Source organism: Pseudobutyrivibrio sp. OR37 (assembly GCF_900113655.1).
Taxonomy (GTDB): Bacteria; Bacillota; Clostridia; order Lachnospirales; family Lachnospiraceae; genus Pseudobutyrivibrio.
In genome coordinates this window covers 43,008-49,954 of record NZ_FOQF01000027.1, presented here as the reverse complement: position 1 = coordinate 49,954, position 6,947 = coordinate 43,008, and the positions used below count along the sequence as shown (strand labels likewise).

At 40.8% G+C, this 6,947-nt stretch carries 6 protein-coding genes and 1 pseudogene; 1 reads left to right on the top strand and 6 read right to left on the bottom strand.

The annotated features are described in order from the left end of the window. Nucleotides 1–198, bottom strand: a pseudogene (locus BM097_RS16535) (ISNCY family transposase); the annotation flags it as partial. Between the two features lie 166 nt (nt 199–364). Here BM097_RS16535 and BM097_RS12410 point away from each other — a divergent pair. Then, nucleotides 365–1,504 carry a D-alanyl-D-alanine carboxypeptidase family protein gene (locus BM097_RS12410; RefSeq protein WP_090550387.1) on the top strand — a complete coding sequence of 380 codons (1,140 nt, stop codon included), beginning with the start codon at nt 365–367 and terminating at the stop codon, nt 1,502–1,504. Nucleotides 1,505–1,549: 45 nt separating this feature from the next. On the opposite strand, the gene BM097_RS12405 is transcribed toward BM097_RS12410, so the two are convergent. From BM097_RS12405 to BM097_RS12385, 5 genes are all read right to left on the bottom strand, one after another. Further along, nucleotides 1,550–3,244: a phospho-sugar mutase gene (locus BM097_RS12405; RefSeq protein ID WP_090550383.1), complete on the bottom strand. Its 1,695-nt coding sequence runs from the start codon at nt 3,242–3,244 to the stop codon at nt 1,550–1,552. Between the two features lie 11 nt (nt 3,245–3,255). Further along, on the bottom strand, nt 3,256–4,362 hold the full coding sequence (locus BM097_RS12400; RefSeq protein WP_090550378.1) for a cation diffusion facilitator family transporter: 1,107 nt from the start codon (nt 4,360–4,362) through the stop codon (nt 3,256–3,258). Between the two features lie 5 nt (nt 4,363–4,367). Then, the gene (locus tag BM097_RS12395; protein ID WP_090550374.1) at nt 4,368–4,712 is read right to left on the bottom strand and encodes a helix-turn-helix domain-containing protein; all 345 of its coding nucleotides are present in this window, start codon (nt 4,710–4,712) and stop codon (nt 4,368–4,370) included. 67 nt (nt 4,713–4,779) lie between these two features. Next, nucleotides 4,780–5,925, bottom strand: a complete 1,146-nt coding sequence (locus BM097_RS12390; protein ID WP_090550368.1) for a GGDEF domain-containing protein — start codon at nt 5,923–5,925, stop codon at nt 4,780–4,782. Between the two features lie 105 nt (nt 5,926–6,030). Then, the gene (locus tag BM097_RS12385) at nt 6,031–6,906 is read right to left on the bottom strand and encodes an aldose 1-epimerase family protein (protein ID WP_090550363.1); all 876 of its coding nucleotides are present in this window, start codon (nt 6,904–6,906) and stop codon (nt 6,031–6,033) included. Nucleotides 6,907–6,947 lie beyond the last annotated feature (41 nt).

Genomic DNA, 6,947 nt, shown 5'->3' with positions numbered 1-6,947 from the left:
CCAAAGTAACGCTTGCAAAGGGTATTTACGGGTTCTGCCCGTTGATGCATAGAAATGATTTCTGAAAGAAATCGGGATAATTTCATCAAGATTGATATAGGTTTCTAATAGAGCCAGAAACGCAGGCTTGTCATTTTCAAGTTTATCTTGGCAGTCTGAATAAATATCAGCCAAAGAAAGCTGTTTATATGGTATCATATATATCAGAATAACTCCTTTCTTGGTTAGTACAGTGGTTTCTCGTCAATTCTATTGTACCATATCAGTGGGGAGTTATTCTTTTTTAGTTAACAAAAAATGCCGCATTTACGCGGCTTGTGGCGTTTTGCAAACGCCTATATCATTAATGTAAACGGGGGAGAGTATGATGAAATTCAAGTCTATAAAAAATGTAATCAAAAATTTAGCAATATGCGTTACTGCAAGCTCTACAATTCTATTTTCTACCACTATTTCGGCAAATGCAGCTTCATATTCCGTGACACCTGAAGCGGGAGTGCTTTTATCTTGTGCAGGCACTGAAGTTTTTTCCGATGCAGATCCTGGCAGCTACGTTACAACTTTAAATCCTAATATACCTGTAAATGTTACTGGTCGCACCACCAACGGATTTTGGCAGATAGATGTAAACGGAACACCTTATTATATTTCTCAGCAGGCCTTGTCCACATCGCCAAACACCACAGCCTACAAGCTAACATCCTTTGACGCAAAGGCCGCGCTGGTGGCAAACGCTTCAAATGGAAAGCTGATATACACTCAGGGTGCTTTGGACAAACTGGAGCCAGCCAGCACCGCAAAAATTATGACTGCCTTACTCACCGTGGAGGCAATCGAGGCTGGCAAGATATCTCTTGATACTCCTGCTGTAGTTTCAAACACAGCTATAGCAGCACTTCCCGCAGATGCAAGTCATGTAACACCAAGGCTTAACGCCGGTGAAGTGCTAAATGTAGATCAGCTTCTTACCGCTACCATGGTTAGCTCTGACTGCCTTTCCTGCAACGTTTTAGCAGAATTGATAGCAGGCTCAGTTCCAAATTTTGCAGCACTGATGAATGCCAGAGCTGCCCAGATGGGATGCGTTAATACCAATTTCACAAATCCTTCTGGCTACCCAGATGAAAAAATGTACACCAACGCATATTCACTATACATAATTACTTTAAACGCCATCTCACATCCACTTTTTAACCAGTACTTTGGAAGATCCAATGCAGTCTTGCCAGCCACTAACCTTTGCGCTACACCTAGAGTACTGGCAAATACCGATTTACTTATGGATACAGCCAGCATATACTACAATCCTACAATAATCGGCGGCAAAACAGGTAGCGCCAACAGAGCCGGCCAATGCTTGGTATCCGTAGCATCCACCGAGGGAAAAACTATAATCTCCGTAGTCTTAGGAGCCAAAAATCGCACCATGTTTGACGGCTCTAATGTAGCCATGCGCTATGTCGAAACCAATCGCCTAATCAACCTGGGCTTTGAAAACTATTAAAAATAAAAGCACCTACAGACAAATGCCTGTAAGTGCTTTTTTTGATTATTCTACAGAATTGATTAATGCAAAAATCTCTTCTTTGATAGCTTTGTTTGTTGCAAGTGCGTTCTCGCGAGAATCACGGTTTGAGTAGAAATAGAACTTAATCTTTGGTTCTGTTCCTGAAGGTCTGATTGCAAACCATGAGCCGTTGTCTAAGAATAGGCGGATTGCATTCTGTGCTGGGATATCTTCGTATCCGTTAATGTAATCGATTACCTTTTCAACCTTTGCGCCAGCAACCTCTGTTGGAAGGTTCTCTCTGAACCACTTCATCATACGCTGAATACGCTGTGCTCCAGGGATTCCCTCAAGGATGATGTTTGGCTCGTCCTCTGCAAAGAAACCGTACTTAGCGTAGATTTCCTGAAGAACATCCCAAAGTGTCTTACCCTGCTTGCGATAATATGCAGCTGCCTCAGCAACCATCATACCTGCTGAAATACCATCCTTGTCGCGGATGTCTTCGCAGATAGCATATCCAACTGACTCCTCATATCCGAAGAGATATGTGTAACCATTCTCGTGAAGATATGGGATTTTTCCACAAATGTTCTTAAATCCAGTAAGAGTTTCAAACATTTCCACACCATAAGCCTTTGCCATGATTGTAGAAAGTGTAGATGTAACGATGGATTTAACCATAGCGCCCTTAGCTGGAAGTGTGCCAGCATCCTTGTGTCCTTCAAGTACATAGTTTACAAGAAGGTATCCTGTCTGGTTACCATTAAGTGGTACATAGTTGCCCTCGCTGTCGCGAATCTCGATAGCAAATCTGTCTGAATCTGGGTCTGTAGCCATAAGAAGCTCAGCACCAAACTTGCGTCCATATTCCTCTGAAAGCTTGAAAGCCTTTGGATCTTCTGGGTTTGGATAACCTACTGTTGTAAAGTTAGGATCTGGGTTCTCCTGCTCTGGTACGATTGTCCAGTTAGAGAAGCCTCTGTCTGTAAGCATCTGTCTGAATGGGATTGAACCGCATCCGTTAAGTGGTGTGTAAACAAGTGGAATGCTAAGGTCAAGCTCGTCTCCTTCGTGAATTGCAAGAGACTCAATCTTGTCTAAGTATTCTCTATCATACTCTTCACCAAGAACTGTGATTTTGCCTGCCTTTACGCACTCATCAAAATCAGCCTTCTTAATACCGTTCCACATATCAACAGCGTTGATGCACTCTGTCATGCCATCAGCGATTTCAGATGAAACCTGGCATCCGTCATCCCAGTATGCCTTGTAGCCGTTGTATTCCTTTGGATTGTGGCTGGCTGTGATGTTGATACCTGAAACTGTGCCAAGTCTTCTAATCATAAATGCAAGCTCTGGTGTTGGACGAAGGTCTGGGAAAACGTAAACCTTGATTCCATTAGCTGCAAAAATACCTGCTGCAAGATGTGAGAATTCCTTTGAGAAATGGCGTGGATCGTGGGCAATAACAACACCCTTATCCATTGCTTCCTGTCCCTTTGAAACGATGAAATCTGCAACACCCTGTGAAGCCTTGCCAACTGTAAAGAAATTCATTCGGTTTGTACCAGCGCCAACCTTACCACGAAGGCCTGCAGTACCAAATGAAAGATCCTGATAAAATCTATCTTCTATATCCTTTTCATCATTCTTAATAGCTTCAAGCTCTGCTTTTAATGGGTCATTAGCGTCAAGCTTCTGTAACCACTCTTCATATCTTTCCTTGTAGCTCATTATTTCCTCCTTTAATCAGATAAATCAATATCCATATTTATATTAAAACTGTATTGTGGATATTCTTTTTTAATAGCCTCAACAATTTCGTCGAATAAGCTTCTTCTGTTTGGCGCATCAAAGCTGATAACCAAATCGAAGCTTACAATCTGCTTCTGCTCGTCAAAATAGAAGCCATGAATTTGTTTTACATAATCGAATTTCTTTGCAAATCTTGATAATTCTTTTCTCAATAAATCTGCAGGGGAATCCTTTTTATTTTTGCAATAAATGCCTATACCCTCTAAAACTACCTCAGTCTCTTCCATTACCTTATAGGTAATTTCGCGCTGTAGCTGGTCAAGACGAGCCATGCTCATATCCTCGTCTACCTCAATATGAATTGAGCCAACATATCTCTCTGGTCCATAGTTGTGCAAGCTTAAATCATATGCACCAAGCACTTCATCAAAGCTAACAACTATTCGCTTGATTTCGTGGGAAAGCTGCATCTCAATACGCTCTCCAAGTATATGGGAAATTGTGTCTGCAATCATTTCATAGCCTGATTTGATAATCACTATAGAGATAATCGCACCAAGCCAAGCCTCAAGGCTGACTCCTGAAATAATAAAAATTATGGCAGCCACAAGTGTAGATGTTGAAATTACGGCATCAAGCTTTGCATCTTCACCAGATGCAACCAGAGAATCGGAATTAACCTCTTTACCTACCTTTTTAACGTAGGTGCCTAATACGATTTTTACAACCACTGCCACTGCCACAATAATAAGGCTGGTAGTAGTGTATTCTGGCGTTGATGGATTAATAAGCTTCTTAACAGACTCAATTAACGAAGTAATACCAGCATAAGAAACGATAATAGCAATAATCGCAGCACTGATATATTCCACTCTTCCATGTCCAAGTGGATGTTTTTTATCTGGCTCCTTGCCTGCTATCTTTGTTCCAATTATCGTAATTACGGATGATAAAGCATCACTTAAGTTGTTAACCGCATCCAGTACAATGGCGATAGAGCCAGTGACTGCACCTACAAATGCCTTAAAGCCTGCAAGTAAACAGTTTGCCACTATACCAAGGATACTTGTCTGTATAATCTTTTTCTTTCTATCCATTTTAATTACTTTTTATTCTTAAGATTCTTAACGTAGGTCTTAAGTTCCTCCTTAGTCTTCTTATTTAGTTTTTCCATTTTCTTAAGCACCTCATATTCTGCAGTGCCCTCGCTTGCTATAAGGAAGTCCACCTCTCCTGCCCCCTTTGAAGGAATGGTGTCCTGCAAAACCTCAAATGGCGAAACATCAAGTACGTCACAGATAGTCATGATTTTATCTGCAGAAGGATTGGTCTTTTTCCTCTTCCAATCACTGATGGTACTCTGGGCAATCCCCGTACGTGTAGCCATCTCAAGCTGTGAAACCCCTTTTTCTTCCATTAACATGAAAATTCTCTCGCTAATTATCATAATGCACCCCCTCCTTATGGTATATACGATAATTATACTCAATTATGATTATTGTCACAAGTTAAGTCTACATTAAGTTTTTTTCATGGTGTTTTTGCTTTTCCAGGTACATCAGCTTATCCAGGTTCTGCTGGAAATCCGCGGCACTTACACCGCTGCCATGGAAGTATTCTTTGCAGCCGCAGCTCACATCCACACCTTTAGGCCAACCATGCTTTTTTGCAGTTTTTGCCAGTGCAGCATGGAGCTGGTCAATCCTCTTAGACATTTCATATTCCGAAAGATTATCTACTGCCACGCAAAATTCATCTCCACCGAAGCGGCCAATATTGGCATCTGCCCCAAAAATATCTACCAACAAATCAGCTACAAGCTTGATTGCCTTATCCCCTTCATCATGGCCCATGCTATCATTTATTTCCTTGAAATTATCTATGTCTATCATCACCGCCATAAAATCTCTTCCATTGGCGGAGGAATTTTTTACCATATCCTGCAGCTTTATATCCAGGCCACGCCTGTTAAGCACCCCTGTAAGATAATCTACATTTACATCCTTGCTTTGGAAAAAGAAAAATACAATTAGACAGCCTAGGGAAATGCCCGCGTAGGTTGTATCAAGATTGGCCAGGAAAACCTGCAACACCGCGCCAACAAATGAAAATACTGGCAAAAATAGCACGGTCTTCTTATACTCACTCATGAAATTATCTCTGAACATAACAGCGTAAACTACCAGAAGGCATATAAATATCATAAGCATTATTGCTCTTAGATAGAAATATTGCCCACGATAATATATGTTATCCTCGAAATAGAAAAACCATCTTGTGTTAAATAGAACTGAAAATGTTACTAAAAGAATATTTGAAATTGCGAATAGTTCAAAGGCAATCCTAAAGACGTTTCTTGAATATTTATTGCCCTCATCCATCCAGCAATCCATATAATATATGGCAAATAGAATGTCTACCGGATCCAATAAGAAAATCATGAAGTAACCTATCCTTGCCAAAAACAGCAATTCTTCCGGATAGGTTTCTCCAATTCTTCCTATAGATTCCGAGGCGAGCAAAATAAGGGTGCAAGTAAGAATGGCGGAATACTTTCTACCATTCTGTAGCTTTGATGATTTGTTTTGGAAAATCAACAAAAGCACCAGCAGAAACGATGTGAAGAAATTCAGTGTTACCCAACTCTCTACCTCTAACATAGCTCACCTTTCACTATCTATTTCCTAATAAAATCAATACTACAAAATGTAATTTACCATATAAAGTTTATAAAAATGTGAATAAACGCCTGTAGGCAGTTACTATTAGCATACTGTGATTTGATACTCACTTAGGAAGCTATCATTTGTATTGAGGCTGTTACCGTACTCTCTCTCCTCAAGCATCTGGTTGAAGCCTACTCTATCGCATCTTCCGTACCATGGCTCGATGCATACAAATGGCGCATGCTTTCCCACTGGTGACCACACCCCAAATAGTGGAGTAGGGCAGGTAACTGTGATAAATGGTTGCTTGTTGCTATCAAGTATTGTAACCTTATCAGCCTGCTTGTCTTCTATAACAAGGGCATCCTTGGCAAATACCTCATCTGACATCTTTAATACGCCGCTCTCTAATTTGTAAGTATCCTGCTGGTCTGAAAGGCAACCGCTGCCATCATTTGCAATAACATTTGCGGTAATTGCATCTACTGGCTTGCCTTCCTTTTCGAATAGCAAATAATCTGTATCAAGGCTACAGTTAAATGCAGGATGCGCTCCAATTGAAAAATGGATTCTTCTGTAATCTGTGTTGTCCACCTTCCAGCAAACCTTAACTGTGGAATCCTCTAATATATAGCTGATTGTGAGCTTGAAATCGAATGGATACTTCTCGTGAGTCAACTCATTTGAGGTCAACTCATAGGTAAGCCTGTTATCCTCTTTTGCAACAAATGTGAAATCCATATCTCTGGCAAAGCCATGCTGCCCCATCTCATATATGTTGCCCTCATAAATTGACTTTTTCTGATAGTAGCAGCCCACCACTGGGAACAACACTGGTGAAGTTCTTCCCCAAAATGCTGCATCCGCCTGCCACATCATCTCTCTATTATCGCTTTTACGAATTAATGACTTTATCTCTGCTCCATGGTCTGAAACAGTGAGCTTTAACTTCTGATTTTCTATTATTTGGTTCATTTTGCGCTCCTTCTTTATCTTCCTCTTGTCTGTTATCCTAA

Excerpts from the sequence above, each read along its gene's own strand:
- BM097_RS12385 (WP_090550363.1), bottom strand. The coding sequence starts at position 6,906 with ATGAACCAAATAATAGAAAATCAGAAGTTAAAGCTCACTGTTTCAGAC.
- BM097_RS12400 (WP_090550378.1), bottom strand. The coding sequence starts at position 4,362 with ATGGATAGAAAGAAAAAGATTATACAGACAAGTATCCTTGGTATAGTG.
- BM097_RS12395 (WP_090550374.1), bottom strand. The coding sequence starts at position 4,712 with ATGATAATTAGCGAGAGAATTTTCATGTTAATGGAAGAAAAAGGGGTT.
- BM097_RS12410 (WP_090550387.1), top strand. The coding sequence starts at position 365 with ATGATGAAATTCAAGTCTATAAAAAATGTAATCAAAAATTTAGCAATA.
- BM097_RS12390 (WP_090550368.1), bottom strand. The coding sequence starts at position 5,925 with ATGTTAGAGGTAGAGAGTTGGGTAACACTGAATTTCTTCACATCGTTT.
- BM097_RS12405 (WP_090550383.1), bottom strand. The coding sequence starts at position 3,244 with ATGAGCTACAAGGAAAGATATGAAGAGTGGTTACAGAAGCTTGACGCT.